The sequence below is a fragment of the Shewanella sp. DC2-4 genome (genome assembly GCF_013248875.1).
Taxonomy (GTDB): domain Bacteria; phylum Pseudomonadota; class Gammaproteobacteria; order Enterobacterales; family Shewanellaceae; genus Shewanella; species Shewanella oncorhynchi.
Genome location: NZ_JABRVR010000003.1, coordinates 1 through 26,449 on the forward strand (window position 1 = coordinate 1; position 26,449 = coordinate 26,449).

A 26,449-nucleotide genomic window follows, 5' to 3' on the forward strand; every position below is an offset into this window, starting at 1 on the left:
TTGGCTGATACAAACATGAAAATGAACCTGGTCATGGGGCTGATTGATAAAATCACGTCCCCTATCCGTAAGGTGACAAAGGGAACAACAGATCTAGCGGAAAAGGTTAAGGCTAGTCAGTCTGAGCTTAAAAAGCTGGGTGCAACAACCAAAGACATTGAGCATTTTCGCAAGCTAAAAGTCGCGACCTTGCAGTCGTCAGAAGCGTTAACCGCCGCCAAAGCAAAAGCCGCCGATTTAGCCAGGCAGATGCAGCAAACCCAAAACCCGACCCGTAAACTGACGGCCGAGTTTAAGCGCGCCCAGGATGAAGTGACCCGCTTGTCATCGAGTCACCAGCGCGAACAAACCGAATTACAGCAATTACGGTCACGGCTTCAAGGTGCGGGGGTGTCGACCAAAAATCTAAATGAGGCGACCCGCCAGATCCGCGAGCAAACGAGCAAATACAACCGCGAGCTTGAGAAAAACCAAAGTCAGCTAGATAAGACTGCGTTAAAGCAAAAAGAGTTAGCCAAAATCCGCGAGCGTAACAGCGAGTTAAAAACTAGCGCCGCTACCGACATGATAGGCGTCGCGGCGGCTGTGTACGGGGTTAAAAGCTTGGCGGATGCTTATGGTGAGGTGTCACTCGCCCAGGGCGAAATTAAGTCTTTAGGCATCAAAGATGACGGTATTAAGGCTATCACTAAAGCGGCCCGTGAATTTTCGTCAGAGTTTCGCGGCACAACGACAACCGACTTTATTAAAGCGTCTTATGATATTAAGTCGGGTATTGCGTCGCTCAGTGATGAAGCGGTCGGCGGCTTTACGCGCATTGCGGCATTAACCGCCACCGGAACCAAGGCGTCGGTGGCCACGATGACTGATTTGTTTGCGACGGGTTATTCAATTTATCGTGAGCAATTTAATCAATTTGGCGCATCGGTCATCAAAGATTGGGACAAGTTGTCAACCGCCGATCGTGATATGGAGTTCGGGAAATACTTTAGTGCGGGGATCTCTGCGTCGGTGCAACAGTTCAAAACTGACGGTGACAAGATAAGTCAGTTTATGAGTACCTTGGGCGCGTCGGCGACTCAGGCTAAACAGTCGTTTGCTGAACAGCTTGCGGTGGGTGGTATGTTGTCGGCTACGTTCCAAGGCGGACAAGCGGCGACAAAGTATCAATCGTTTTTAGCCAGTGCGGGTAAAGCGTCTGAAGCCTTGGGGATCCAAGTCCATGACGCAAACGGGAACTTGTTATCGACTGGGGAGATATTGACAGAAATCAGTGACAAGTACGGCGGCGTACTCACTGACATGGACAAGCAAGAGCTAACCAAAGCATTTGGCACGAAAGAAGCCGTCGACATGATCGACATGCTATTACCAAAAATTGGTGAGCTAAAAGACAAAACAGGCGTAATGCAAGGTGAGTTAAAAAAAGGTATGGCCACCACTATGGACATGGCCAACGCGATCGGTAAAGGCCCCGGCGCGGCAATGGATATCTTAACTCAGCAGATTTTTAACGTGTCGTCAGTCGTTGGTGAACTATTTTCCCCCGCGCTAGTTGTGGTTGCAAACGTCTTAGGGGGTTTTGCTAATGGTCTAGGTAGCTTTATTGAAAACTTCCCGTTATTAAGTCAGTTAATCGCGTTTACAGTGGTCGGTTTAATTGCATTGAAAACCGCGAGTATTGTTGCCCGTTTTGGTTTTGCCATGTTCTCTGACACGCTGATCACGGCCCGTAAAGTGATGGACTTTTTCACCTTGGCTAACTTGCGCGCTAAAGGTGCAATGCTGGTTAATCGGGTGGCAATGTTGGCCAGTGCTGCCGCTACCACTGTGATGACCGTTGCGAGTAGAGGCGCGGCGCTGGCGACCATGCTAATGACTGGCGCAATGAAGGTGTTTAACCTGGTGATGAAAGCTAACCCCATTATGTTAGTTGTTAGCCTGATCGCTATGTTAGCGGCTTGGGGCTTATCACTGGTTAAAGATTGGTCCCCTGTGACAGGTTTCTTCTCTGCGCTTTGGGATGGGGTTAAGTCGGCGTTTAGTGGCGCGTGGGAGTTATTCAAGACGATCCTGTCTTGGTCGCCCATTGGACTACTATTTCGCGCATGGGGGCCGCTAACGTCGTTCTTCAGCGGCGTGTTTGACGGTGTCGGGTCGGTGTTCAGTGGCGCGTGGGAGCTATTCAAGACGATCCTGTCTTGGTCACCCCTTGGGTTGCTGTTTCAGGCATGGGGGCCGTTAACGTCGTTCTTTAGTGGCGTGTTTGCTGGCATAGGGTCGGTGTTCAGTGGTGCATGGTCGCTATTCAAGACGATCCTGTCTTGGTCGCCCCTTGGGTTGCTGTTCCAGGCATGGGGGCCATTAACGTCTTTCTTCAGTGGTTTGTGGAATGGAATAACAGCGGTGTTTAATGCCCCGCTTGATGCGATTAGAACGCTTTTATCGTGGACGCCATTAGGCTTGATTGTTCAAGCTTGGGATCCCTTGTTAGGTTTCTTTTCGGGATTGTGGGAAAACATTAAGTCAATGGCCAGTGGTTTTATTGACTGGTTAGTGTCGGCGGTTATGGGCCCAGTTAATGACATTATGTCGGCAATTGGTGAGGTGTGGAACTGGTTCACTGGTGATAGTCCACAGGCTGAGGTGATTAAAACGGTTCGCCAAGCCGCACCGCCGCCAATGGTTAGCCCATTGGCTCCTGAACAGCCCGCCATCGATGGGGGTTATTCGCCTGGTATGATGGGTGACGCTCCGCCAGTGATGCGCGATCCTATGCAGCGGCCTGTTATGTTACAAACGGGCTTTAAGCAGCAGTCAGCGGCCCCGTCGTATGTTGATCAAAGCCAAACACACTTTGCGATTACCGCGGGACCAGGGATGGATTCGCAAGAAATCGCCCGCGAAGTTCAGCGCAAGCTTGACGAACGGGATCGACAAAACGCGCGCCGTGGACGTGGACGTCAAACCGACGTCTAACCTAACCATGATTAACTGATTATTGCCCGGCACTGTCCGGGCTTTATTTTTGGGGGTGTTATGCCTGATAGGTCAAACAATGAGGTCATGCTGGCATTAGGTGATTTTCAATTCTCAATCGATACGGCTCAGTATCAAACTTTATCAACGTCACACGCCTGGCGCTGGCAGAAAAAAGACCGCGTTGGAAAAAAGCCTGCACGGCAATTTCATGGCCCGGATGCGTCATCTAAAAACCTCGACATTATGATTTATCCACAAAACAAAGCGGATTTATTGCTGTTGTCTAAATTGAAAGCGATCGGCGATAAGGGCAAGCCACAGCGATTAGTTGGCGGAACCCCAAGCGGCGGCGCGGATCTTGGGCTGTGGGTCATCGAGAAGCTAGACATTTCCGAGCAGTATTTTTTAACTAATGGGATCCCGCTTGAAATGAAAGGGACCCTAATGATTGCTGAGTGGGGTGAAGATGAAGAATAACCCTATCGGCGAGCATTACCGCACTAAAAGCGGCGAAATGCTCGACAGTATTTGTCACCAATATTACCAAGGCAGACCAGGAGCCACAGAACAGGTATTGGTTGCTAATCCTGGCTTGGCAAAACTAGGCCCTATATTACCCGCTAACACTTTGGTTTTTATGCCAGAGTTGGCCTCTGCGGTAGATAATAGCAAGGTGTCGTTGTGGGACTAGCCTAACAATTAAAGTAAAGAAAGGACGAATTAACGAATGAAAGAAGCACGTTATAGAGTCACCGCGAATGGCAATGATATCACCAAGGCGTTAGCGTCACGCTTGCTTAAGCTTACTGTCAGTGATGCGGCGGGGTCTGACTCTGACACTGTGGCAATTGAGTTAGATAACCGTGATGGTGTGGTTAGGTTGCCGGAAACGGGCGCAGAACTGGAGGTGTGGATCGGCGATACTGATTCGTTAGTCTATAAAGGCGTTTTTGAAGTCGATGAACTAGAGGTCCCGCTTGATGATCAGGTGTTTAGCATTCACGCCAAAGCCGTAAAGATGAAAGGCAGCCTAAAGGCCCCTAAAGATGAAACCTTTGATAACATTACCCTGGGGGATTTAGCCGCCAAAATCGCCGCGGCGCATGGTTATGATGTAAAGGTGTCGCCAGAGTTGGCGGGGATCACCTATGAGCATTTAGATCAAAAGTCTGAATCTGATATGAACCTATTATCACGACTTGCCAGAGAAGCCGGGGGATTTTTTAAACCCGTCGCTAACAAGTTAGTGATCGTGGCCAAGGGCGAGGGCAAAAGCGTGTCGGGTAAAGAATTGCCTGTATTTGTCATCGATGATCCCGAAAACACGTCCGGGCGTGTCACGATACAAAAGCGCAGCGATTATCAGTCTGTGGTGGTTAATTGGTTTGATGAAGTAAATCAAGTTGAAGTGCAAGAAATAGCGGGCAGTGGTGAACCGCAATACAAGATCCGCCGCAACTATCCTAACAAAGATGAAGCCCAGCGCGCCGCAAAAGCCAAGCTGGACGGTTTTCAACGTGGACAAGCATCGATTGACTTTACCCGGCCGTTAACCGCGTCACTGGCCCCGGAAACAAAAATCACGTTTGCTAATCACAATAGCGCCGCAAATAAGACCTGGTTAATAGAAACTATTGAGCACTCGATAGAGGGTTCGGGGGTGTCTTCAACCAGTGGTCGCGGCATTACCCCAAAAGATTAACCCTTCACAGTTCCCCTTCAAAGCTGGGCGGCATTGGTTCGCCCTACTTATCTTGCGCCCGTCTGCGCGATCATCATTATTCAGTTGTTAAGTGCTTGAGCGTATTTACCTAAACGTGAAAAAGATCTTTAAACAAGGCCGTCCGATCCTATAAGATGCGCTGTTGAGATCTTATTTTATTTAGTATGATTAGATTTTTATGGCAGAATGACCACTAATTGTGGTACATTTTATTTCTACCGCAGAATGCGGACTTTGATTTGGTGATAAAATAGACTGATAAATAAATAACTTACTGGAATTCAGACACAAAAAAAGCCGGTTGGCAGACCAGCTCTCTTTGTAGGCATAAAACCGCTAGCGATCAATTCGACAAGATCAGCTTTCATTTTATGCTGACGGATTCTTTTTTGCAATTAAAAAGATAAAGAAGCAAAAATGATGAGCATTTTTTTAGGGTGGCTGCATGAGTAGCCAAGCTATTGATGCGGATTTAACGGCATTTAGCGTTAAGAAGCCGCACAGACGATATACACCTGAATTTAACCTAGGAATGGTTCACCCGATCGCCAAACGCCTTGACGCTATTCTTAAGGTGCATTCCTGGTCTAAAAACCGTTACATGGCCAAGTTACGTTCAGCGGGTGCAAACTTGATCCGCAAAAAGAACACTAGCGCCCCGGATCAAGTTAAAGTTATTCCTCCCCGCCGTGCTGCAATACGTAGCGAACGAGAAGAAACCCTCAACGCCTTAACCCGCGCCATGATTTACCGCGCCGACTATGATCCTGATGCACCTTACCTATTTGAAGTTAAAGCCTCTGTGCCAGAACTGGCCGAAATGATAGGGCAAATTCATCATTATCAACCGGGTTATGATGGTAATAACGGCCAATACAGACACGGCCGCGTGGCTTATGACCCCGTTCTTGCCGCCCTTGAAGATATGGCCGCCGCTAACTTGATCTTGCTTGTGCATGAGTTTGACGCCAAAGCAAAGCAACATAAAGCTATGCGGGTTTTCTTTCGGCCGGAGTTGTTCAAGTCGTTCGGTTTAACCATGAAAGACACTAAGGCGCTGATCGCAAGATCGCGCGCCTGGATGCAAAAGAAAGGTTTGCTAGCGAACGCGAAGAAACAACGTGAGGCCGAGGTAATAAGGCAAACCGCCAGCGATAGAATCGCGGGCCTCGATCGCCCAAGCCTTAAAAACCTATTGGCCAGATTGCGCCGCGAGTTCACCGGGTCAAATAAGCACACAGAACAAGTGATGGACTCACACCGCCGCCTAAAACAAGCGATCAAGGACAAGGCTAAACAGCCGCAGCGTTCTGACGCTGAAAGAGAATACTTCAAGCTGTGTAACCAGTTGCCAACTGCTTGGGTATTCCAAGCTAAGAAAGTTATTAAAGATAATTACCCGCAAGCCCAAGGCGACGAGTATTTAACCTTGCTTAACGAGGTCCTGCGCGGCTACACATAGCCCTAAAACAATGTTTATAAGCTAGCCTAGTGCTGGCCTTTTCACGTTTGCTACAGCTAATTTCAGGCCGCACAGCGTGACGTTTTTACATCACTTACCCGTTAAATTCTCATTTATACGTCTGTTCGTTGCCAATTGTGGACGCATGATCTGACTAATATATTTTTAATCTCGAAATTTAATGCTGAACTAACCACTTCTTTAAAAAGAAGGATAATTAGACGCCCTAAAGGCGATCTAATTTATCTATCGCTTCGCTTAGAAAGATATAATGATGCGGCCATTTCCTGGCTTACGCCAGGGGCCTAAGATCTCCCCCTCCGCCCCCTCCGGGGGAACCTCTCGCCCGCGAGGCGTCAGGAGCTTGGCACGGACTTCGTCCTAAAGCCAATCCCCTGAGCCTAGGCTATTCGTTTCATTACGCAGTAAAGGCCAAGCCGCTTCGCGGTGCTGCGCAGCCTTGACAGCGTAATTCCACTGCTTTCGGAAAGAATTGATAGCGTGGTAACAGAAAATGCTTAACACCTTGCCAGAGCGAAATAGGGGCTTAAATCATTTAGCCAGTCAATCCCGTGACATGTCACAGGCTGGCAGGTATAAAGGCAATCAATTAACGAAATAACGAATTAACGCTTGATAATTAGGACGAAAGGGCCTAATATTTAAATCAAGGCCGGGCATACTGCCAAGGCCAAAAACCGGGGGGTGTTAACCCGATGAAGCTGAAAAGCTTATGCTCTTTAAAAACTGGAAATGCTACCGCCGACTTTTGGGTTACTCGCCGAGGTTCGATAGAATCACTAGGCAAACCAACAAGGCAATTTAACCCTGAACATATAGGGGTTACGGTTGAACGGCGAGACATCATCTTAGATACATGGTTGTTTTATGTTTTTGAACACCTGAATAGTTCAGGTTATTTTAAGGCACTAGCGAAAGGGACCCTTTCACTGCAACACATTACCCTAGCCGATGTTGGCAATATCCAGTTTAAACAATAATGAAAGCGGGGTTCGCCCCGCTTATATTGAGTCAAAAGGAAAATCATGATCCCGTTACCATCATTAGACACGCAACAAAAACAAGTTGCCGCATTTGAACAAGGATTAAATCCATCGACATTGTTGTCGGCCGAGTCGGGCGCTTGGGTTAGGCCGTGCGGCGAAGATGTCCGAATCGTCTTAAAAATGGCAGGGCTTACAGGTAGTTCAGCCGGGGCCTTGCTCGATGTCAGTAGTCGAACAATCCGTAAGTGGACTAGCGACGCCCAAGAAATCAAATTCGCGGCTTGGTGCTTGCTCTGTGAACGCGCGGGCCTAGGTATGATTTGGGTTAAATAGGGGGAGTTATGCGATATTCAATCATTGCAAAAACAGAAAGCTCGACGTTTCATTTGCTCAATCTCTCGGGAGAATTTGCACTATATGACAAACTATCACCTGGGCCTGAATATGTGCGAAATCGTTTCCGCGTTGACGAACGCGGCGAAGTAGCCCTACAAGAGTTGTTTGAGCAGATAAAATCGGACCCGACTAAATTTGGTTTACCTGATAATGCTCAGGTTTTTGTCTCGTCATCATTGGCAAAATACGAACTCATAAAAGAGGGGTTAACCTGTCCACAGTGCGCCGCTAATGCGTTAAATTTGTATTGGGAAGGGCAGTGTGCGCACACGAAGAAGTGGATCCACTTTGAACGCTGTGGCCAGTGTTTTTACAATCACTATCAGCTTGCCGAAAGGTAACAAAACCAAGGAATGTTTTAGATGATGACTCATAAAGTTTTAGCGGTGGGTGTGTTGGCCATAGCGTTAAGCGCCTGTTCAAAAATGCCTGAATGGATGATGTTAGGGAGCATTAACGGCTTGGATCGCGCTAAGTGGTCAACGGCAACCAATGAACAGCAGTTAGGGACCGCCGCTTATTGGCTGATATCGCTTGAGCGCAAAGGCTGGCTTAACGATTCGTCATTAGTCGAGGGCGATAAGTTTAAGGCTGCATCGATGACGTTGCAAAACTGTATTAATGATCACCTGGCATTCAGCAACAAAGAAACCGATGTGATAGTCGCGGAATGCGTTCAGTTAAACGCCTGGGCGAATCCTGATAAGTAAAGAATTAACGAAATGTATAATTAACGATTAATCAGGTTCAACTATCATTTTGATATGTTTTTGGTTTAACTGCGTGTCATTTAGGCGTACACTGTGCGCCAACATTTTGACTCGTTGTTACATAATTGCATCATTTGCATAGGAATTTTTATTTAATAAAACTTTCCGTGGTCAATAACACTTTAGGTGTGATTTTGTGGCCTGATGTAATATACTGGCTTGGCTTTTTTATGTTAACCAAGTGGGAGTATTTATCTATGAAAGTGACTGACACAGTTCCGACAACTCAGGCTATTGGTGGAGGCACTAAACCGCCTCCAAAAGAACAGTCTGTTGAGTTCGCTCAGGTGCTTGAGCAAGAGCAAGATGTGCAACTTAAGGCGATCGGCGGCGGCACTAAGCCCCCTCCAGCGCAAAATGAAATGTAGTCGTTAGATTTAGGTATGGATAGCTTGATAGCAGGGATGCAATGGACGTATTAATATATATTGACTCTATATTTACCAGCATAGACCAACGGCTGTTAAATAACTTTTTTTGTTTAGCTTTGGCGTTCGCCGCTTTGTTGAATAAGAGCAATAATAATATTCTTCTGTTGGTTTCTGTTATCTTGCTTGTTCACCTATTTGACGTTTTGTTTTTAAACGACTTCTTATTAAATAACCCTCACATAAAAAGTTATATGTTTTTTATTGTAAGTGGTTTTTTTGATATCGTCGTTTTATTGCTTATCGCCTTTCGATTGCAAGTCTTTCGATTAGTGGTTTTTGCTTACATAAAGCTGGCTGGATTCTTGGTGCCAGATGTAAAAGGAGATTACAAAGTAAGCATTGTTTATCAGCGTCATGTTGATGAATTTAAAATAATTTTGCTTTATGCCGCTAGTTGTTTAGTCAATATCATTACGTCCCTTGAGTATGGAGCCAGGGCCGTGATTTCAGAGCATATTTTATATGCTTATTATCTTTATACCCCTATCAAAGTTACGTTATTTGTTTACGAAATATTCTTACTTTTTAAGATAGGTTTTCAATCACAATCTTCTGTTTTTATGAAGGAATAATAAAATGGTACTATCTCAGATTGTTAAAGAGTTACGCCAGCTATCAGGGCTGACAGCAGAGGATTTTTGCCAACGCTTAAATATAAGTGTTGATACATTATTAAGTTGGGAAAATGATGATAGCAAAGACGGCCCAAGTTTCATTAAGCTGTTTAAGGCGTTATCTGTGACCCTAACATCCCGTCGTGATATGGACCATATCGACCGCATGGATAGACGACTAAACCAAGCCAAGGCCATTGTTGTTACTGTGAGCGATTCAGAGGATTTGAACGAGGATCAGCGTCTTGCGTTATCTGTGGTCAATGATCTGGTTGATGATGTTAAGCGGGATATGTTAGCGAGATAGTATTTGTCGGTTAACCACTCCCAAAAGCCACCTATGAGGTGGTTTTTTATTGCGCTGAATTTATGTCATTAAAAAGCCCCGCAAGTTACTGTATATAACTTGCGGGGCTTAAATCAAAATAGACTTTCTTGTCTTGGCTCTTTAGGCTGGGGCCTGTTGTCGACGTTCGTTACCTCTATCCCTTCAAGCTTGGCAAACTGTTCACATAATTCCGTGACAAATACGTTTGCCTGGTGCTTGGCACAATGTCCCCATGCAGTCTTAGAGCTTGTCGGTTTTCCCCATCGGTCTTTAAAGGGAGATAGCGGATCTGTGTCATACCCTTTGTGGCTGTAATATTCACAGCTATTGCAGCACTTAGGCATGGTGAAGCCGTTCATTAGACCCCCGTGATATCTAGTGATTTGCGTAACAGGGTTTGTAACCATTCTGGCTTGGTCTTAAGCCATTGGGCGACTAGCGCGGCCGGAATGGTTGGCAGATCAATTAGACGTGCTTTTTGTATTGCTGTATATTGCGCTTGTGACATAGCTATCAATTCCCATTGGTTGGTTGTGATTACTCAAGCGGCTGAAAGGTAAGAGAGTCAGCCGCTTGAACTTAAAAGCAGTTACCCGCCTTTATTCTCTTTGTAAAATTCAAATGCGTTTTTCAGTAAGTCGACCATTGATAGGTCGTGAGCCGTGGCAAAGGTCTTAAATTCCTTTTTCAGTTCAGCGTCAATTTTAAAGTTTAACGGGACCAATTCACCAGCGGCCGCTTTGTGTATGTTGTTACCCACAACGCCGCTGTGGGTGTCTTGCTGTGGTGGTTCGCCCTTGCCAATGCCTTTAGTTGGTTTCTTAGATGGTGCGGCCATGATTATTCCTCGATCAGCGTTTCTAGTCTATTAATGATGTTTTGAATGACAGCGTCGGCTTTTTCGCGCGGCTGCTTATAAACGGTTTCTACTACTGAATAACCCATGTCCATCGCGCGGCGGTAGCAGGGTTTGTCTTCGATACGGCCATCGATGACAAAGTAAGGGGTTTTGTTCAGATAGGCGACCGCTTCTTGATATTCGGTTTCGCTACCTGTTGCCCGGTTAAACACAAAACAAATCGCGTCTTGTTTTACACCTTCAGCAACTAAGTTGTGTGCCAGGGCAACGGCTGGCTGTAGGTCGTCAGTGGCTAGCCCTGTTGGGATGATAACAAGATCAGACACTAAGCTGATTTGCTTGCTGGCGCGGCTGGCCATTGGTGCGCCGTCGAATATAAACAAGTCGTAGTTGTCAGCTTGCTTAAGTGCCGTAGCGGCTGTACCAAAGGTTTCAACAGCTACAACGGGTTCAATTTGATTCATTAGTCGTCGTTGCAACCAGTTAAAGCTGGTTGATTGGTTGATGTCTAAGTCGGCTATTTTTACGTCCCAGTCAGAGCTTGCGTAACATGTAGCGATAGCTCTAGCGAGTGTGCTTTTACCTGGGCCGCCTTTTTGCCCGATAACGCTGATCTTATATCCCATTGGTTTTACCTATCGTCGTTATTTCGTTATTTCGTTAACGGTAAATTTAGAACATTAGGCGGCGATAGTAAAGCGTTAATTAACGAAATGTAGAATTAACGCTTTGACTTGAGGTTAGCGAGGGGTGAGGGCGTTTCTTAATGAGTGGGCTAAACATTCAGCCATGAGTTGATTTTCTAGCATGTTGGCGGCGGATTTAAGTATCGCTATTTTGTCTGTGACGCTGATGTGTTCCATGTCGTCTAAGTTGATCAAGATGCTGGCCGCAGCCTTGGCTAGTTCAGTGTTGGATATTTGCTTCATATTACCGCCTTTGCTGGTTTAGTCGCTGATGTGTTTTAACTTTTAATCGACAGATAAGCTTAATGCTTGGCTGTAGTTCAGGCGCATAGTCGCTAACTTTTTCCCTATTAAATGCCAGGTGTTCAGCGCGCGTTATTTTTTCCATATTTGACGGGGATAGATTTAATTTATCCCCGTCAACAAACCTAATCACGTCCCCCGGCTCGATTGGGCCAAAGTGCTTTATCCATTCGATTATGTGTTTAAATTCCCACACATTAGGTTCATGGGTTTTTATCTCTATATATCCGTCTACATTAATTCGCTCACTCCCAACGGGTCGCCAGTTAAACGGCTTTTCACCTTTTTTAAAGCTGGTCTTGTTTGGTCCTTTTGGTCTTGCGTTCGGGTGAGGTATGTTCCCTGGCTTAAATTGACCTGTTCTTCCTGAGAACCATTTGTTTCTTTTTCTCACACCTTTTATTGCAGCTATAGATAAATCAGTATTAAAGGCTTGATTAAAGGCGACAGTTAAATAAGGGTCGGTTTTTTCCGCATAATACGCTTTGATAAATGCCAGCATTTCTGGCGTGTAATGAATACATTTTCCTTTAGGCATTTTTATCGACCCCTATCAGCGCCCCGCCTCGATTGCCGTATTCGGCTTTAAATTCGGCGGCTTTAAGAGCTAACGCCGCGTTACTTACAATTTGGCTTGATATGCCTGAAACAGCCTTGGAGCGTTCAATTTCTTCTTTGAGTTTTTCGCCTGTGATTGATTCATCACTAAGGCGCTCAATCTGAGCAAATAAATGATTGTTTAAGTCGATTAGTTGATTCTTCATGAGTTCGCTTCCTTAGTTGTTTAAATCAGTCATTTTCATATCAGCGGGGGTAACGATCCCGTTTTGGGTGACGTTCACATTGAATAGCCAGTCTTCAGCAAAGAGCTTTACTTCATCGGGTATGCGAACGCCGCCGCTTGGGGCTTTGCAGATCACCGCCGCCATATTGTCTTTATCAAAGGTGATTAACTTGCCTGTGCCTGATTGGTGCATGTAAAGCAGTGAGCGACATTTATAGGTATTGCCGTCTTGGCCTTGCACTTCATTAAGCTGTGGCCACATGATCAGGTGGTGGTGGCCATGATGGAAAATGCCCGTCAAATCGATGTTGTTTTTCTCTGCCATGAGGCGCTTGATTTTATCGGCGGCGCGAATATCTCGCTGATTAGCGTCTGCTAATTGTTTTTTGAATGTGTTCGCTTCATTTTCTAGGCGCGTAATTTTAAGGCTTTTTTCTTCCGACTTGGTTTTCACTCGTTTCAATTGCTCTTTTAACCTGGCGGGGCTATCTGGCCCTTTAAGTTCGGTGAGTTGGCGTTGTAACTCTGCGCTTTTAGCCCGTGACATTTCAAGTTCACGCACAAGCCCCATTTGCTTATGGGCGTTTTTTTCAGCCTGAAGTAAAACCGTGGTCATTTCTGACATTCTGGTTTCTAGCTGGTTAATCTGGTCAGTGTCGGCTTCAATTTTGCGTTTGTAGCCGTCAACCTGATTTTTTAATAGGGTGGCGGTTGATGCCTGTTCTTTTAACCTGGTCATTTCACTGTTTAGGTGATTAATCGTGTCAGCCATAAGGTCTGACTCTTTAACCATTTTGTTAAATATGCCGATAAAGGCTTCTAAGCTGTTGGCGGCGTCATTGTTTAGCATGACTTGAGTTAGTTGTATGTGTTCCATTGCGTGATCTCGTTAATTCGTTAATTCGTTATTAAGTTTGGCTAGGTGCGCGTGGCCGCGTTCCATTAGTGATAATTTGGTGATCGATTCCCGTAATGTCGGCCCACGATATAAGCCAGGGAAAATGATTAAACAGCAGGGTTTGTTAAGCGGGTCTTTCATGGTTTCGCCTGTTTCGGCATTCACAAATTCAAGTCGGCCACTGGCCCAGCGTTTGCCCGTTGTGCCTTTGCGCTTGCCTGTCTTGTATTCGTGGTCGTAGTAGTAACCCGTTATTTCTCGAATGATGCAGGGGCGACCCTGTGGCCACCACTCCGAACTTGAGTCAGCGAAAACCAAAAAACAGGTGGTAAAGCCCTTTTCTTGTTCTTGTTGGGCCTTTTCTATCCAGGGCAATATTTTTGAATAAGGTGGGTTAAGCCAGCCTGTCGCACTGGATAGCGGCGGAACGCTAGCAAGCCAATCTTGTTTTAATGAGTCAGTTTCGGGCGTGAAGTACACAGCACACTTAGCCGATATGCTTGTCGCGGCCAAATCGATTGCAAAGTCGAACTCGTCATCGAGCGCCGCAAACAACCAAGGCACGGTTGAGGTTTGATCCCGATATTCTTCTTTGGTTTTTGAGTTTTGCTGATGACTTGCCATAGTTTCCCTTATTTACTCTTTAAGTTGTTTTTGTTGCAACTTTATGTGTATTTAGTCACTTTAAGTGGTCATTTTGGGCGTAAAAAAACACAGCTATGCCATGCTTTTTAGTAAAGCTTATTTACGCCAGCGGCCCGACCATACATAACGGCCTAACACGTCTAACGCATTGAACTGATCTTCAGTTAATTGCTGATCGTTAGAGTGGGTTTTATCGTTCGCATATAACGTATATGTGCCGCCGATGTCTTTTCTTATCCAGCGTAACCAGATATTACCGTCCTGTTCCCTTATTGCGTAAATGTCCGGCTCTTTTACGTCAGTTTCGGTGAGGTCGATTAATACGTCATCCCCTTTAGATAAATCAGGGACCATGCTGTTATCTGGCACGCGTAGCAATACAATTTTGTGACCTTCAATGCCTTTGGCTTCTAAGTCGCTTGCCCTAAATGCAATTGAATCACTGACTAGCTGCTTACTTTCATTTAAACCTTTCATGGTTTCAATTTTTGGGGTATTTGCAGTGATGTAGCCCCAATTGTCGGGTTGTTCGCCTGGGCTATCGGTAAAACCGACCAGGTAAGACGCCGAGGTGCCTAGCACATTTGCTAGATTGGGAAACATGTAAATTCTAGGGGCGCGGGCCCCACATTCCCAATTCAACCAGCGCGAACGGCTGACACCTGCCCGTTTCCCCGCTTCTTCGGCTGTCCAGCCTTTAGCTTGACGAAGACCCTTAATTCTCGCCCCGATTAAGAGTCTGTATTTTTCGTCATGGTCATCCATACGCTCGCCTCGTTTAGCAGTAGCAAAGCCCTACCTTGGGAAATGCCAATTAAAACCTAAATATACATTACTTTTTAAAATACCACATTAAGTATTAAATAGCACTTTTAGATCGTTGCATTTACCACTTAATGTGGCTAGTATTACCACTTAATGTGGCTTGAATGACCACGTAAAGAAGGAATAATCCAAGCCGTGACAATTAAAGAGTGGATAGACAGCTTAGGCGGGATAAGTAAAGCCGCCAGAGGGTTAGGGGTCGCACAGGCGACCGTTTGGTCTTGGTATCACTTGGAGAGGTTCCCCCGCCCTCGCCAGCAAGAGCTAATCAAAAAAGAAAGTCAGAACCGGGTATCAATAGAAGACTGGCGCGCCGCTTATGTGGCGTCGAAGGAAGTAGTATGACGATTATTGTGTTAATGGGTGGCACGACTAGCCACCAAGACGAAGTGTTCAAAGATTTTTGCGCCGCCCGTCCTGGGCGAGTTGAACGCTTTTCAGTAGGCGGATTGGTGGACCCACAACGCCGCGTCGAGCGTTACAAATTTATCTTTTCGCGAAAAACATTTGATGACCGGGTAACAGTTGTTGTCGGAGTCACTGATCCTGATGAAGTCGCAACACTGCGGCAATTAGGCGCGTTTTTCTGCCACGTTCGCGGCCCCTTGGCCAAGGTGTTTTGTTCTGTGCCGATGTTGTTATCGGATCTTCATGTTGCGCCCCGTTCTTGGTCATTACCTAAGCCTGATGCGGTGCTAAATCCGGCAGAAGTGCTATCGGAATGCCTGATCCGTTTCCGTAAAAAGGTGTGCTGATATGAACCTGACTCAAGGTGCAGCCATTCTTTGCCAATCAGAACGCTTTAGGGCGTTTTTAAGCCTAATCGCTAACCGTGATGTGAATAACGCCGAGTTGGCCGCGGTCGCAGTGAGAGAGTATTGCGGGGTATCGAGTCGCCGTGAACTGAATACCTGTAAAAAAGCCGGTGACTTATATCTGACACTGATCCAGCAATTCAACGCTTGGGCTAATCGTGATTGTTGATTTTAGTTCGCCCGCATTACCGCTTAGAACTCCAATTAATAAGGCGGACGGGTCATGTATACAAAAGAGTTAGACGAATTATGTGAAAGCTGGGCGCGCTGGGTTCACCGCGGCGGGCTGGCGGTAAGTGGTCAAAGTGTGCTGAGTAAGCTTATCGATAACCACGGTGTAATGAATTATGGCAGCGGTGGCAGTGGCCCAGCGCTGAATTGTGTTGAAGCGGATATCGAAGCGGCATTGATGGCGTTGTATGTAGTTAACCCGGCCGCGGTTGAGTTGTTTCGTTTGGAATATGGCGCGATTAAACGCCTTGGGTTTGATCCTGAGAAGCCTCAGTTTGATAAGGCTCATTCGCTTGGGATTAGTGTTAGAACCTATAAGCGGCGGCTTGGGTTAGCTCGGTCGCATATAACAGAAAAGTTAACTTCGTCGAGGGAAAAACATGTCACCACGCAATCTATTCACGTTAGCCAGTCATCCCCCGCGCCAGCCTCGACCCGCCAAGAAAACCGTACCAAATCCCGCCGCGGTTGCAAGACGGCGCGAACTTGAGGAACGGCTATTAGCGAAACGCGAAAGAAGCTTAGAACCGTTCTGAACGATTGTATAAATAACGAATTAACGAAAAGGCGAAATGATATGAATAGGGGATTTAAGATATCTCACCACTGGGTTAACCCGGTGCTAATTTGGTTAGTCGTTGCGGGTGACACCTGGGCCCTTTATTGGGTGAGCGTGGCGGCTAAGGTGGCTTTGGTGGCCTTGGGGACTTTCTTGATTATTAACTTTGTCTTTATTCACGCTGATGAAATTAGGACCGTACACAAGGGCATTAAGCCGCCCGTTGATTGGTCATCTCGCCTGAGTTTCTTTTGCTTGCTTGCGGTACTAGCACTGGTTCAGTGGTGGGGCTGGCTGGCGTTTTTACTGTTGCCTTGGCTGGCTGTGGTTGCCAAGAACGCCGCAATCTTTAGAAACAAGCAGTGATTAATTTATCCACAATTTTAATGAATAAGGTGTGAGTAAGTATGAAGCAAAGCAAAAGTGTTGAGGTGGCCTTGTCTGAAGCTGTTGTCCGCCGCTTTCAACATGATGCGACAGTGACCCAGCTTAAGGATCCTAAATATCCGCTTAGATTGCGCTTTAGCCGCGATCGCACAAAAGCAAGTTGGCACTTCGTAACTTACCGCAATAACCAAACTTATTGGCGCAAAGTCGGGACATGGCCGTCACTCACCGTTAAAGCCGTGCTGTCCTGTGTGCCTGAGCTATCAGCCCAAGCAGCCATTAATCCCGGTGATAAGCTATTAAGTGCCAAACAGTTTCAGACAGTGGCCGACTTATTGAACTGGTATGAGGCCCGCTGTAGTCAGTTGCAAAGCTTATCTAAACACCGCAAATCGACCATTAGGTCAGTGGTTAAATGTCACCTTTTACCTATGATTGGCCCACTAAGTTATGACCAACTAACCCCCGCTGATGTTGATGATCTGTTTATTTGCCCGCTTCAGCAAGAACGGTCATTAGCTACCGTTCGCTTGGCTTTCATCGTGCTTAAAGCGGCGTTTAACCAGGCTAAGAAACAGAAACGCATATCAGTAAATCCCATGAGTGAAATGGTATTCAGTGATTTTATTGTCGATAGTGTTGTCGCCCGTGATGGAGCCATTAAGCCGCCGATGTTACCTGAACTATTGAGCCGCTTATCAGAACAACCTATTAGGCTTCAGATGTTTGTTGCGCTGTTGCTGGGGTTTGCTACCCGTATCGGTGAAACCCGTTTAGCTCGATGGGACCAATTCGATTTAGAGCGTCGTCAGTGGGTTATTCCCACTGAGCATACTAAGACCCGTCAAGAACATAAGTTGCCCCTATCAGAACAGTTTGTTCGCTTATTGTCAGCCTATCGTAAGCAGCAATATTCAACGGGTTATCGTGGGTTGTATTTGTTTCCAGGTAAAAACCCTAAGAGTGCTATCAGTGAGTCAGGGGCCAGCAAGTTAATCAAACGCTTTAGCGAAAGCGCCTTTAGTGCTCATGACTTTAGGAAGGTTGCTCGATCAATTTGGGCTGAAATGAAAATCGATTATATGGTCGGTGAGATATTGTTAAATCACACCTTAAGTAAGCTCGATGAAGCCTATTACCAAACCCTTGTCAGTGGTCCTAAGCGTGATGCTATCGAACAATATCATAAACATTTAGATGACTTGGGGTTCGCTGAGTTTCACACCGATCCATTACCGAGATCGTTTGTTAAATCATGTTCAGTAAATCCCAATGGCCAAGCGGCTTAGACAATGAATCAAGACATTTATCATATAGGAGTAAGGACAATGCAAGGGACTGGAAAAAAACACGCCGCGGAATCGACACAAAACAATGCGCGTCAGGCCCACGTCGCCGCGCTCGCTGGTGAAAGAATGATTAGGTCTATCAATGAGTTGCAAGAACTCAGCGCACGGTGGCAGCGGATAAAGGCGGGGGACCCTGAGCGTTTCAGGGTTTACCACGGGTACGAGGCCCGCGGTATTTGACAAAATATTCACTTTCCTATGCGCCGACAGCACTCTTTCCAGTTAGCTGGAAAAATCCAGTTAATCCGCGGCCTGTAGGCTGTTGGTTTTAGAAATTTAGGTTAATTAGATGTCGATACGCTATTTAAACATTTCGCAGATCGCCGACATGTTCGCATTGTCCAGACCGACAGTCCGAAAGCGATTGAGGCGGGCCGGAGTCGCGCCACATTCGACCGTTGGCAGTGTGCCTTTGTATGACATGGCCAGAGTCGGCCCCGCTTTGTTTTCTCACTAAGGTTAAGGGTTAAAAATGTTTTCAGATCAGAGTTATGACAAGTCACTTGAAGAATTGAAAGCCGCTTTAGGTTCGCGTGGCCAGTTTGGCATTAGCGCCATTCAACGCCATTTACGTTGGGGATATAACCGCGCGTGTTACCTGGCTGAACATGGCGTCAAAACTGGCCAGCTTGTGACATGCGGTGAGTTCAATCACCAATACATGTTCAAGGTCGAAGACGAAAAGCGGGCTTGGTCTGGTCATGTTCAAATGACAGTTGAAACCGCGTTGAATATGTCTGATCGAGAACTTAAGCAGTGGTTTGGTGATGACGTTCAAGGCATTCGGGCTGAGTTAACCAGGCTAAAAGAGTCCGGCCGAGTTTACCTTCACACTGAAGGTTGCGATAACGAAGACCCTGTCACTGGTAAGTGCCTTAGACACTATAAAGATTAAAGGCGGTTTTATGAAACGTGCAACTTCACTTACTCGTTACCAATCGTTCCGTTGGCTATGGCGCTTTGATAGTGAGGCCCGTTGGTTCTGGTTTTGGCAATACGTGTGCGGCGCTGATCTTCAGCAAGATGTGTTAATCAACTTGCGTGACTTTGGCGTCGGTCGCTAAGGGGCCAATATTGAGTACGGATCATTTGCATCGTCAGCTTTGCAAGCTAGGCGAAATGATGGGCGACGGTTTGCATGAGGAACCGGACGGGGCTTGGATTGCGAAGGAATACCGCCAAGTAGCAAAGGCTTTAGGTTATGGACCAGTAAGGGCGAATAACAGCGAGGCGATTAACCAGGCTGTCACTGAAAAGCTTAAATCGTCATCTTGCCCTAAATGCCACGGGCCATTTAAACAAACTCGTTCAGGATCTTTAAGGGTGGTTTGTGTTGGGTGTGGCGCTAAGTATCAGCTTAAGCGGAGGTCGGCGAATGCCAAGCGGAAAACTAAAGGATGAAGATAAAAAACAGGCGCAGCGTGAAGCAGCCGCAAAGCGAAAGCGCATTCAGCGTGAACGCCAATCGGCTTTAGGGATCGCCATTGTTGAAGTGTCATTGACCAAGGGCCAGCGCGAAACCTTAGAGAGAAACCGAGTTATCCGCGGCGGCGTTCGTGGTGAATATGGCTTAGATTAATATATCGAAACCTTGATCCGCCGTGACAATGAACAGCTTAAAAAACAACTCGCCGCCCTGGGAGATTGCGGCAAATGTAAATCGTCATTACCTGGCGGGTGTGATGGTTTGTTCAAGGGTGATTGCGAATGCTGGCACACGTTTAGCTATCGTGAATTGATGCTTTAATTAGGAGTTAAACATTATGAGCAAGAAGGGCAATAACAAGCGCATAAAACAGATGATATTTGATGTGGCTATGCAGGGCCGTAAGTTATTTTGGTATGGCGAGGAAAGCGAAATATTTTTGGCTTATAGCGCCGAAGCAATAAAAAATGAATATGACGATCCTAACAATAATGAAGATTATCAGTGTTGTGAACAGGTAAAGACAAACTGGCGTGTAATGTGGTCGGCTGTTAGATGTGAAGAACCAATAGGTGGCGCTAAGTTAATCAAAGGTTCAGACTTTCATTATGCTGTGCCTTTAATTTCATTTGTTACGCCTTACTCTGAATATTACCCGGTTGATTGCATGTCAACATCTTATAACTAAAAAAGGTGGGGTCATTGCTCATTATGAATGCTGTGAATTTATGCTTTAAAAATAACAGAGGCTCTAATCGTGGATTTTAAACCATCTAAATTATGCAAGCAGTGTCAAGGGTCTGGTTTTTTTAAGAATGGCAAGTGTGGGTGTGTTGCCGTTGGCGTTCCAGTTGGCTATGTAGAAGCTGAGCCTTTAAATATTCGTATATGTGAAACTGAATTTAAATTGTCACATGCCTTGGCTTGCCTTAATTCAATAAGCGAAAGAGCAAATGATCCTGAACTGAGGAAGTTTGCGGCTAAAAAGATGGAAGAAATTAATTTTGATTGGATTGGTAAGTTAGAGTCGTTAGGGGTTATTGATGATTCTAGAAAAAATCTTAATTCTTAAGTGAGGTTTTTATGGCTGCTGAAGTTAAATTTATTGAAGAAAATAAGAAATTCCCGATTGAGATTGAATTGCATGGTGAGTCGCTAGTGTTCACAAAAAAAGCGGCAATTGAACTAAAAAATAAGCTTCAGATAGCCATTGATTTAATGATTGAGCATGAAGCAACAGCATAGGGGGAAATGATGCAGTGTAAACATGGGGTTATTTTATATGGCACAGCCTGTTTAACTTGTCAGCGTGACTTTGAACAGTCAGGGATTGTTAGCTCTGAAGGTCAATTAAAGGTTGGCGACAAGATCACAATCATTGGTAAGTCTACAAGTGACGATCAGCAAACCACTGTCAAAGATGTGATAAGAGTCGATGGCCACGAAGAAATCATTATCAATAAAAGTCTGAATAAGTATTTCATTACAGCCATGTTGATTAGCGGTCAATCATGGGCGAAACAGGTTCAGGTAAGGGAATAAAGGATCCGTTATGACGTTATATGAGTTCGATAACACCGGGCATCATGCGAATATGTGGGTTATCTATTGCGGTAAAAAACACTATGTTATTTCCGCAAACTTCCCTGAACGTCTTTTTGCTTTAGTGCCTGAAAAAGAAGATGTGCCATTAGATGAATGGTGTTGGGTTCGCTGTGAAAATGTCAGTTTAATCAAAAATGAAATCCTTAATTTCCCAGCAATCAAGAATATGGAACCTATGACAAAACCCCAGCAAGAACATGAACAGTTTCATGCCGCCGTGGTCAATCTTGGGCGTTTGTTAGTAAAGGAATCTCGCATCGATAAGGTGGTCGAATTTTTGGCTACAAAGTTAGAGTCAATCAAATGGAGGCATCGTTAATGACATTATCCGCCGATCAACTAGAAGAAATAATCAGGCAAGCTTATTGCACTGGTGTTAAAGACGCGCAAGATAATCACCCAAGCATTGCAGCCAGCCAATGGAAGAAAAAGAGAGTAAAGCAAATTTTAAAAGAGGTAGAAAGGCAGATCTCTAGCGGGACATTTAAATGTCACTAAAACGCTATCATTTAACATAATGGTTATTTGACGCATAACCGAAAACCACTTCAGTTAAAATCACCCGTTAACGCCTCAAAACTGGCAGTTCGTTAGCGGGTTTACCCCTCATTTTTAGAACTTAATAATTAGTCAAATTCACCACTATTACCGTTGACCGGGGATCATATCCCAAGGCCGCAAAAGTAACAGTTTTCGCCCGTGGGTGTGACATGTCACAAAGGGTAAAAAGAGCCTGACAACTAAAAGCGGAATTTGACAACTTAAAGTGTTGCAATCTTTGGCCCTTTAATTTAAAGTTCATCCAACGTGGTGTTTTTGCGTTTTACAAGTCCGTACCATTTAACCAGCTAGGGGCACAGGCTGTACCGACTTGTAAATATTTGACCTTATGACATGTCAGCGACTTGGCTTATTAAGTTGGCATCGAGGGAAGCCGCCGCCCCGCAATACCAAGAGCATGTTAGTACCCTGCTATAAGCCGCGGGCGAACACCGACCGCCGAGAGTAGTTCGGCACAACCATTCAAATTAAACAAAACCCGCCTTTCTTGGCGGGCCGCGGGCGAACACCGACCGCCGAGAGTAGTTCGGCACAACCATTCAAATTAAACAAAACCCGCCTTTCTTGGCGGGTTTTCTCTTTTCTGGGTCCTGAATATGAAATGTGTCATTAGTGCCGCTAGCGAGTTCAAAGGCCGCTTTATCGCCTATGGCGGCGGGAGTGGCATTTTCGTGTTTTCAAATGAAGTTGCGGCCAAGGCACAGCAAGCCGCCGAAATGGCGCAGCAAATCCCGGATCCGACATTGACAGTTCAAACAATGGTTTCCATCGGTGGCCTAGTCGTTATTGCGGGTCGCCTGGCATTAGACATTTTTAAAGAAGTCGATAAACGCCGCAATGGGAAAAACAAAAACAAAAGCGAGGGTGACAATGACTAATTTCAGCCTCTGTTTGTTATTGCTAGCTAACTTTTTAAAAGGGGTAGGTCATGCCTAAATTTAGTGCCACATCGATAAGCCGTCTTAATTCATGTCATCCCGACTTAGGCGTCATTTTCTCTGAAGTTATTCAGTCGATAGATTGTTCTATTTTTTGCGGTCATCGGGGACAGGCTGAGCAAGATAAAGCATTCGCCAACAAATTGTCACAAGTGCAATGGCCTAACAGTAAGCACAATTCAAGCCCAAGCATGGCAGTTGATGCGGGTCCGTATTTTGCAGAATTAAAAAACACGTCATGGGATGACGCCAAGGCTTTTGCTTTATTTGCGGGCTATGTAAAGCGTGTGGCGGAAGAAAAGTTAAAAGCGGGTTTGATCACGCATCGTCTCAGATGGGGTGGCGATTGGGACGGCGACGGGCGAACGCTTGATCAGAAGTTCCATGATTTGCCTCATTTTGAGTTAATCAAAGTTTAGTCCCAAACGGGGACTTGTCAGTGTTGAACAGTATCGAGCTGAACTTAAGCAGTAGGGCGTTGATGCGGTTTGCGTCATGGGGCGGCATGTTGCCGCCCTTACTTTTTGTTTATTGGAGGTTTTATGCGAGTCATTTTAATTATGTGTTTGGCCTTGGTGTCATGCCTTACTTTTGCCGATCCTTTGGATGTTGCGCCCGTCGTAGATGAACCCACGTTCGACATTGTGTCGTTATTGGTGGGTTTGCTGGGTGAAAAAGCGTCTTATGTGCTGGTGACAATTGCCGTCATCGGGTTTATTTGGGCGCAGTTGAGACAACTGATATCTGCCGAAACCTTGGCGAAATTGCCGGGCTGGGTTGTTTGGTTGTTGGAGCTTTTGGCGGCAAATAAAGGCCAAGCAGCGAACGCCATTAATAACCGCCCTGAGCGATTTAAAAAATGGGTTGGTTAAAGGCGTTAGCGCAAATTCTTAGTTTGCTTTTGTCGGAATTAGAGAAATATCGGGCAGAAGCAAAGCAGATCAGACGGGAAGATAGGAGAGCGAGCATTGAAGAAGCCCCTGCGAATGCTAATGCTGAGTTGTTTGGGAATAGTGCTGGCCGGGTGCGCATCGATGATGATGTTACCCAAAAGCCCGTGCGACCCGACGCCTCCGACGCTTGAATGGTTTGAAACGCAAGACGGCGGGATCTATTACCCCAAGGAATCGGCCGCCCAATTGCTCAATTACATTCACGATCTGAAAGAGTGCGCCGCTTACACTCAAACTAACCCGAAAAATTAGGAAAAGATTAGGCCCAGTGCTAATGGGGACCACTACTTCTTATTGAAAGCCCTAGCGCATTGGGCCGCCTTAATTGTAAATGAGGTGGCAAGGTGGCTGAAATAACAAATCTAAATGAAGCCTACCACTGGAACATAACCCGAATATCTGAAGCTTTTGGCTTGCATCGTGACACAGTCCGAAAGCGGTTAAAAGAAGCGGGGGTAAACCCTGCTAGCAAGCGTGGTAATGCTGATTTATACGCCTTAGAAAAAGTCGGTCCCGCCTTGTTCGGTGGGAGTACAACCCCAGGCACAAAGCTTGAATATACCCCTGAAGAACTTTGGCCAAAAGACCGTAAAGAATGGTTTCAGTCTGAAAACGAACGTCTAAAGTTTCAAGAAAATATCGGTGAGCTTATCCGTGTGCATGAACACAGAGAAAGCTTGCTAAAAACGATTAAAGCGACGGTGTCATTTTTTGAAAGTCTATCGGACAAAATGGAACGCCGCCGCAGCTTTACCCCTGATCAGCTTGAAGAACTCGACACAGCGACAGACGAATTTAGGTTAATTCTTCACAATCAATTGTTAGAGATAAAAGATAATGGCTGATTATGCGCGCGCTGAAGATGTCCGCCGTGACGTCATTAATTTGGTTAAACCGCCAGTGCGGGAACCGATCTCCGAAAGCGCCCGTCGATTACTTTATGTTGAACAAAGCGGCTCAATGGTCCCGTGGGATGGCGACTTAGTCCCGTATATGTGGGAGCCCATGAACTGTTTGCAGTCTCGCCGCTATGATGCGGTGATATTTGCTGGCCCGGCTCGAACCGCTAAAACCGTATCGTTAATTGATGGTTGGATAGCCCACACAATCGTTAATGATCCGGCTGATTTCTTATTGGTACAAATCACCCAGGATAAAGCGGCCGAGCACAGTAAAAAACGCTTATCAAGAGAGTTTGCCGCCAGCCCTGAGATTAAAGCGGCCATGTCGCCGCGCGGGCATGACAACAATGTTCACGACAAGATCTTCAAAAGTGGCAACTTCTTAAAAATAGGTTGGCCCACTAAAAATATTTTCGCGTCATCGGATTGGAAGCGAGTAGCCCTAACCGATTATGACCGCATGGAACAAGACATCGGCGGAGAAGGTAGCGGTTTCATTTTGGCGGGTAAGCGAACGCAAACCTATATGTCATCGGGCATGGTGCTAGCGGAAAGTAGCCCTGGTTTCTTAATCAGTGACCCGTCATATAAATGCACTGGCCATGAAGCGCCGCCGTCGCCTGGCATTATGTCTTTATATAATCAGGGTGATCGTCGTCTGTTTCATTGGCAATGCCCCGACTGTGGTGACTTTTACGAACCAGATTTTAAGTTATTGCAATACGACATAAACGAACCTGACCCATTTCGGGCCAGTAAAGACGTAGTGTTACTGTGTCCGCATTGCGGCGTAACCCATAGAGAAGACGACAAAGCTGGATCCCGTCGCTTTAAGCTGGCTCAAAATCATGGCGGAATTTGGGTGCCTGAAGGTTGTTGGCTAGACCAAAACCGCCAGATGTTAGGCGAACCGCGAGAAAGCCGCATTGCGTCATTTTGGCAAAAAGGCCCCACGGCCGCGTTCCAGTCGTGGAGTCAGTTAGTTTATAAGTACGTGGCCGCGTTGAGAGAGTACGAAAAAACAGGCCAGCTAGAAGATTTACAGGCAACGGTAAACACAGATCAGGGCTGGCCATTTACGCCGCCGCGCGAACAAGAGCGAACCAGTACCGACTTAATGGACCGCCGCCAAGAACTGGGACAGCGTGTCGTCCCGCCTTGGGTGCGTTTCTTGATTGCGTCGGTCGACGTTCAAGGCGGTGCGCTAACCAGTCGTTTTGATGTGTTGGTGCTTGGCTGGGGCCCCGATTTAGAACAGATAGTGATTGACCGTTTCAAAATTGAAAAGTCAAAGCGTAAAGACCCCGACGACCCGTCAAAGTTTGTCCGTGTTTCACCTGGTCAATATTTAGAAGATTGGGACCTGATCACCGACAAGGTGATAAAGCGAACCTATCGCCTCGATGACGACAGCGATCGCTTTATGCCAATCACTATGACTGCATGTGATAGCGGCGGTGAAGATGGGGTAACAGATAACGCCTATGAATACTATCGAGCATTGAAAAAAGAGGGCTTAGCCCGTCGTTTTATGCTGGTTAAGGGGGGCAGCACGATAAACGCCCCCAAGATAAATAAATCATACCCGGATAACTCAAAGCGTTCTGACCGTAAAGCTAAGGCCGTCGGTGATCTGCCTGTGTTTATCCTCAACACGGACAAAATCAAAGACACAGTAAGCCACTCGATAAACCGCACTGAACCAGGGCGGCGTTTTGTGCATTTTCCTAATTGGTTGCCTGAATGGGTTTTCGACGAACTAACAGTCGAAACACGCTGCAAAGCAACGGGGAAATGGACTAAGCCGTCGAGTAAAAGCCGAAACGAGACATTCGACCTTTTTGTTTATAACTGGGCGTGTATTTACAGCAAGAAAGCCGATCGCATCGACTGGGATAATCCCCCCGCGTATGCCCTGCCAATTGAAGAAAACAGCGAAATAATTGTCGGTGATGGGGAGTTAGCGGATCAGCCGCGCCGTCGCCGTCGCCGCCGCTAATAAGGGTATTT

General features: G+C 46.1%; 41 protein-coding genes. 32 read left to right on the forward strand and 9 right to left on the reverse strand.

Going from position 1 to position 26,449, the window contains the following annotated elements; translation table 11 throughout:
- Positions 1-15 precede the first annotated feature (15 nt).
- The 12 genes from HQQ92_RS22710 (at position 16) to HQQ92_RS22765 (ending at position 9,692) form a co-directional block, all read left to right on the forward strand.
- Entirely contained in the window at positions 16-2,979 is a 2,964-nt protein-coding gene (locus HQQ92_RS22710) for a phage tail tape measure protein (protein ID WP_173248779.1), read from the forward strand.
- 87 nt (positions 2,980-3,066) lie between these two features.
- Complete coding sequence (locus tag HQQ92_RS22715) at positions 3,067-3,459, forward strand: phage tail protein (RefSeq protein WP_173248781.1); 393 nt, start codon at positions 3,067-3,069, stop codon at positions 3,457-3,459.
- Entirely contained in the window at positions 3,449-3,673 is a 225-nt protein-coding gene (locus tag HQQ92_RS22720; protein WP_173248783.1) for a tail protein X, read from the forward strand. The genes HQQ92_RS22715 and HQQ92_RS22720 overlap by 11 nt, the downstream gene beginning before the upstream one ends.
- Before the next feature lie 36 nt (positions 3,674-3,709).
- Complete coding sequence (locus HQQ92_RS22725) at positions 3,710-4,684, forward strand: contractile injection system protein, VgrG/Pvc8 family (protein ID WP_173248785.1); 975 nt, start codon at positions 3,710-3,712, stop codon at positions 4,682-4,684.
- A gap of 466 nt (positions 4,685-5,150) precedes the next feature.
- A complete protein-coding gene (locus HQQ92_RS22730) occupies positions 5,151-6,167 on the forward strand; it encodes a hypothetical protein (protein WP_173248787.1) in 1,017 nt (338 codons plus the stop codon).
- A gap of 716 nt (positions 6,168-6,883) precedes the next feature.
- Positions 6,884-7,168: a hypothetical protein gene (locus HQQ92_RS22735; protein WP_173248789.1), complete on the forward strand. Its 285-nt coding sequence runs from the start codon at positions 6,884-6,886 to the stop codon at positions 7,166-7,168.
- 45 nt (positions 7,169-7,213) lie between these two features.
- Positions 7,214-7,507: a korC gene (locus HQQ92_RS22740; protein ID WP_251071187.1), complete on the forward strand. Its 294-nt coding sequence runs from the start codon at positions 7,214-7,216 to the stop codon at positions 7,505-7,507.
- An 8-nt stretch (positions 7,508-7,515) separates the two neighbouring features.
- Positions 7,516-7,911, forward strand: a complete 396-nt coding sequence (locus HQQ92_RS22745) for a hypothetical protein (RefSeq protein WP_173248791.1) — start codon at positions 7,516-7,518, stop codon at positions 7,909-7,911.
- A gap of 21 nt (positions 7,912-7,932) precedes the next feature.
- Positions 7,933-8,280 (forward strand): hypothetical protein, encoded by a 348-nt coding sequence (locus tag HQQ92_RS22750; RefSeq protein ID WP_173248793.1) that lies wholly within the window; start codon positions 7,933-7,935, stop codon positions 8,278-8,280.
- A 230-nt stretch (positions 8,281-8,510) separates the two neighbouring features.
- Positions 8,511-8,708: a hypothetical protein gene (locus HQQ92_RS22755; RefSeq protein WP_173248796.1), complete on the forward strand. Its 198-nt coding sequence runs from the start codon at positions 8,511-8,513 to the stop codon at positions 8,706-8,708.
- Between the two features lie 41 nt (positions 8,709-8,749).
- Positions 8,750-9,343 (forward strand): hypothetical protein, encoded by a 594-nt coding sequence (locus HQQ92_RS22760; RefSeq protein ID WP_173248798.1) that lies wholly within the window; start codon positions 8,750-8,752, stop codon positions 9,341-9,343.
- A 4-nt stretch (positions 9,344-9,347) separates the two neighbouring features.
- Positions 9,348-9,692, forward strand: coding sequence for a DNA-binding transcriptional regulator (locus tag HQQ92_RS22765; protein ID WP_173248800.1), 345 nt, complete (start codon positions 9,348-9,350; stop codon positions 9,690-9,692).
- A gap of 379 nt (positions 9,693-10,071) precedes the next feature.
- On the opposite strand, the gene HQQ92_RS22770 is transcribed toward HQQ92_RS22765, so the two are convergent.
- The 9 genes from HQQ92_RS22770 to HQQ92_RS22810 all read right to left on the reverse strand — a co-directional run bounded on the left by HQQ92_RS22770 (position 10,072) and on the right by HQQ92_RS22810 (position 14,653).
- On the reverse strand, positions 10,072-10,221 hold the full coding sequence (locus HQQ92_RS22770; RefSeq protein ID WP_173248802.1) for a hypothetical protein: 150 nt from the start codon (positions 10,219-10,221) through the stop codon (positions 10,072-10,074).
- Positions 10,222-10,302: 81 nt separating this feature from the next.
- Entirely contained in the window at positions 10,303-10,551 is a 249-nt protein-coding gene (locus HQQ92_RS22775; protein WP_217272779.1) for a hypothetical protein, read from the reverse strand.
- Between the two features lie 2 nt (positions 10,552-10,553).
- The gene (locus HQQ92_RS22780) at positions 10,554-11,198 is read right to left on the reverse strand and encodes a ParA family protein (RefSeq protein ID WP_173248804.1); all 645 of its coding nucleotides are present in this window, start codon (positions 11,196-11,198) and stop codon (positions 10,554-10,556) included.
- Positions 11,199-11,312: 114 nt separating this feature from the next.
- Complete coding sequence (locus HQQ92_RS22785; protein ID WP_173248806.1) at positions 11,313-11,501, reverse strand: hypothetical protein; 189 nt, start codon at positions 11,499-11,501, stop codon at positions 11,313-11,315.
- 1 nt (position 11,502) lies between these two features.
- A complete protein-coding gene (locus HQQ92_RS22790) occupies positions 11,503-12,099 on the reverse strand; it encodes an HNH endonuclease signature motif containing protein (RefSeq protein WP_173248808.1) in 597 nt (198 codons plus the stop codon).
- Complete coding sequence (locus tag HQQ92_RS22795; protein WP_173248811.1) at positions 12,092-12,325, reverse strand: hypothetical protein; 234 nt, start codon at positions 12,323-12,325, stop codon at positions 12,092-12,094. Before HQQ92_RS22795 ends, HQQ92_RS22790 begins: the two co-directional genes overlap by 8 nt.
- Positions 12,326-12,337: 12 nt before the next feature.
- Positions 12,338-13,222, reverse strand: a complete 885-nt coding sequence (locus HQQ92_RS22800; RefSeq protein WP_173248813.1) for a hypothetical protein — start codon at positions 13,220-13,222, stop codon at positions 12,338-12,340.
- 12 nt (positions 13,223-13,234) lie between these two features.
- On the reverse strand, positions 13,235-13,867 hold the full coding sequence (locus tag HQQ92_RS22805) for a DNA N-6-adenine-methyltransferase (protein WP_173248815.1): 633 nt from the start codon (positions 13,865-13,867) through the stop codon (positions 13,235-13,237).
- Between the two features lie 117 nt (positions 13,868-13,984).
- Positions 13,985-14,653 (reverse strand): LexA family transcriptional regulator, encoded by a 669-nt coding sequence (locus tag HQQ92_RS22810; protein WP_173248817.1) that lies wholly within the window; start codon positions 14,651-14,653, stop codon positions 13,985-13,987.
- A gap of 401 nt (positions 14,654-15,054) precedes the next feature.
- Between HQQ92_RS22810 and HQQ92_RS22815 the strand changes: the two genes are divergently transcribed.
- The 20 genes from HQQ92_RS22815 to HQQ92_RS22910 all read left to right on the forward strand — a co-directional run bounded on the left by HQQ92_RS22815 (position 15,055) and on the right by HQQ92_RS22910 (position 26,438).
- Positions 15,055-15,468, forward strand: a complete 414-nt coding sequence (locus HQQ92_RS22815) for a hypothetical protein (protein ID WP_173248819.1) — start codon at positions 15,055-15,057, stop codon at positions 15,466-15,468.
- Position 15,469: 1 nt separating this feature from the next.
- Positions 15,470-15,697: a hypothetical protein gene (locus HQQ92_RS22820; RefSeq protein ID WP_173248821.1), complete on the forward strand. Its 228-nt coding sequence runs from the start codon at positions 15,470-15,472 to the stop codon at positions 15,695-15,697.
- 54 nt (positions 15,698-15,751) lie between these two features.
- Entirely contained in the window at positions 15,752-16,249 is a 498-nt protein-coding gene (locus tag HQQ92_RS22825) for a hypothetical protein (RefSeq protein WP_173248823.1), read from the forward strand.
- Positions 16,250-16,336: 87 nt separating this feature from the next.
- Positions 16,337-16,684 (forward strand): hypothetical protein, encoded by a 348-nt coding sequence (locus HQQ92_RS22830; protein WP_173248825.1) that lies wholly within the window; start codon positions 16,337-16,339, stop codon positions 16,682-16,684.
- 41 nt (positions 16,685-16,725) lie between these two features.
- Entirely contained in the window at positions 16,726-17,994 is a 1,269-nt protein-coding gene (locus tag HQQ92_RS22835; protein WP_173248827.1) for a site-specific integrase, read from the forward strand.
- A 532-nt stretch (positions 17,995-18,526) separates the two neighbouring features.
- On the forward strand, positions 18,527-18,949 hold the full coding sequence (locus HQQ92_RS22840; protein WP_173248828.1) for a hypothetical protein: 423 nt from the start codon (positions 18,527-18,529) through the stop codon (positions 18,947-18,949).
- 10 nt (positions 18,950-18,959) lie between these two features.
- Positions 18,960-19,118 carry a hypothetical protein gene (locus HQQ92_RS22845; protein WP_173248830.1) on the forward strand — a complete coding sequence of 53 codons (159 nt, stop codon included), beginning with the start codon at positions 18,960-18,962 and terminating at the stop codon, positions 19,116-19,118.
- A 311-nt stretch (positions 19,119-19,429) separates the two neighbouring features.
- Entirely contained in the window at positions 19,430-19,633 is a 204-nt protein-coding gene (locus HQQ92_RS22850) for a hypothetical protein (protein ID WP_173248832.1), read from the forward strand.
- 184 nt (positions 19,634-19,817) lie between these two features.
- Positions 19,818-20,168 (forward strand): hypothetical protein, encoded by a 351-nt coding sequence (locus tag HQQ92_RS22855; RefSeq protein ID WP_173248834.1) that lies wholly within the window; start codon positions 19,818-19,820, stop codon positions 20,166-20,168.
- Between the two features lie 69 nt (positions 20,169-20,237).
- Positions 20,238-20,552, forward strand: a complete 315-nt coding sequence (locus HQQ92_RS22860; protein WP_173248836.1) for a hypothetical protein — start codon at positions 20,238-20,240, stop codon at positions 20,550-20,552.
- Positions 20,553-20,563: 11 nt separating this feature from the next.
- Positions 20,564-20,725 (forward strand): hypothetical protein, encoded by a 162-nt coding sequence (locus HQQ92_RS22865; protein ID WP_173248838.1) that lies wholly within the window; start codon positions 20,564-20,566, stop codon positions 20,723-20,725.
- A 6-nt stretch (positions 20,726-20,731) separates the two neighbouring features.
- On the forward strand, positions 20,732-21,022 hold the full coding sequence (locus HQQ92_RS22870; protein ID WP_173248840.1) for a hypothetical protein: 291 nt from the start codon (positions 20,732-20,734) through the stop codon (positions 21,020-21,022).
- 10 nt (positions 21,023-21,032) lie between these two features.
- A complete protein-coding gene (locus HQQ92_RS22875; RefSeq protein ID WP_173248842.1) occupies positions 21,033-21,404 on the forward strand; it encodes a hypothetical protein in 372 nt (123 codons plus the stop codon).
- Positions 21,404-21,583, forward strand: a complete 180-nt coding sequence (locus tag HQQ92_RS22880) for a hypothetical protein (protein ID WP_173248844.1) — start codon at positions 21,404-21,406, stop codon at positions 21,581-21,583. Before HQQ92_RS22875 ends, HQQ92_RS22880 begins: the two co-directional genes overlap by 1 nt.
- Before the next feature lie 659 nt (positions 21,584-22,242).
- On the forward strand, positions 22,243-22,524 hold the full coding sequence (locus HQQ92_RS22885) for a hypothetical protein (RefSeq protein ID WP_173248846.1): 282 nt from the start codon (positions 22,243-22,245) through the stop codon (positions 22,522-22,524).
- A gap of 50 nt (positions 22,525-22,574) precedes the next feature.
- Positions 22,575-23,003 (forward strand): M15 family peptidase, encoded by a 429-nt coding sequence (locus HQQ92_RS22890; RefSeq protein WP_173248848.1) that lies wholly within the window; start codon positions 22,575-22,577, stop codon positions 23,001-23,003.
- A gap of 123 nt (positions 23,004-23,126) precedes the next feature.
- On the forward strand, positions 23,127-23,456 hold the full coding sequence (locus tag HQQ92_RS22895) for a hypothetical protein (RefSeq protein ID WP_173248850.1): 330 nt from the start codon (positions 23,127-23,129) through the stop codon (positions 23,454-23,456).
- A complete protein-coding gene (locus HQQ92_RS22900; RefSeq protein WP_173248852.1) occupies positions 23,444-23,668 on the forward strand; it encodes a hypothetical protein in 225 nt (74 codons plus the stop codon). Before HQQ92_RS22895 ends, HQQ92_RS22900 begins: the two co-directional genes overlap by 13 nt.
- Before the next feature lie 213 nt (positions 23,669-23,881).
- Positions 23,882-24,382, forward strand: a complete 501-nt coding sequence (locus HQQ92_RS22905; RefSeq protein ID WP_173248854.1) for a DUF1441 family protein — start codon at positions 23,882-23,884, stop codon at positions 24,380-24,382.
- Positions 24,375-26,438, forward strand: a complete 2,064-nt coding sequence (locus tag HQQ92_RS22910; protein ID WP_173248856.1) for a phage terminase large subunit family protein — start codon at positions 24,375-24,377, stop codon at positions 26,436-26,438. Before HQQ92_RS22905 ends, HQQ92_RS22910 begins: the two co-directional genes overlap by 8 nt.
- Positions 26,439-26,449: the final 11 nt, after the last annotated feature.